General features: G+C 63.6%; 1 pseudogene. It reads left to right on the forward strand.

Annotated features, from left to right (window positions below):
* Nucleotides 1-22 precede the first annotated feature (22 nt).
* A pseudogene (locus A2J01_RS24780) lies at nucleotides 23-506 on the forward strand (N-acetylmuramoyl-L-alanine amidase); the annotation flags it as partial.

The following is a 506-nucleotide window of genomic DNA, read 5'->3' on the forward strand; positions in this document are numbered from 1 at the left end:
ACTACAACCGAGGAGTAATCCCTTGCCACACCGTCGACCGAAGCCCTCGCTCGTACTCGGGGCTGTAGCCGCAGTGGCTGTCGCAAGTCCTTTTGCGGTCTACGGCTTCACGAGCACTACGTCCGATGTACGTTCCGCGAACGAGACGACGTCAGTAGCAGTGCCGACCCAGATCGCAGAGGTGCTCCTCGCGTCGGTGCCCGACATCATCATTCCGGTCAAGGAGCTGACCGGTCTCGATCTCCCCGACATCAACCTCGGTGATCTGAGAAACCTCAAGCTCCCGACCGAAATCCCGCTACCTCCCGGGATCACGCTGCCGACCGAGCTGTTCCCGGCACCCGCTGCTCCCGGCGCCCCGACCGAAACCGCTCCGGTTCCTTCCGAGGAAGAGCCAGGTGCCGTGGTCAAGGAAGTCACCCGCGACACTCCGTTCAGCATGGTCGCGTTGACCTCGGACACCATCGCCTCGGCGCAGTCCAAGGTCCGCGCCCTGGCCGAAGACG

Origin of the sequence: Rhodococcus sp. EPR-134 (assembly GCF_001647205.1) — a bacterium.
Lineage (GTDB): Bacteria > Actinomycetota > Actinomycetes > Mycobacteriales > Mycobacteriaceae > Rhodococcus_F > Rhodococcus_F qingshengii.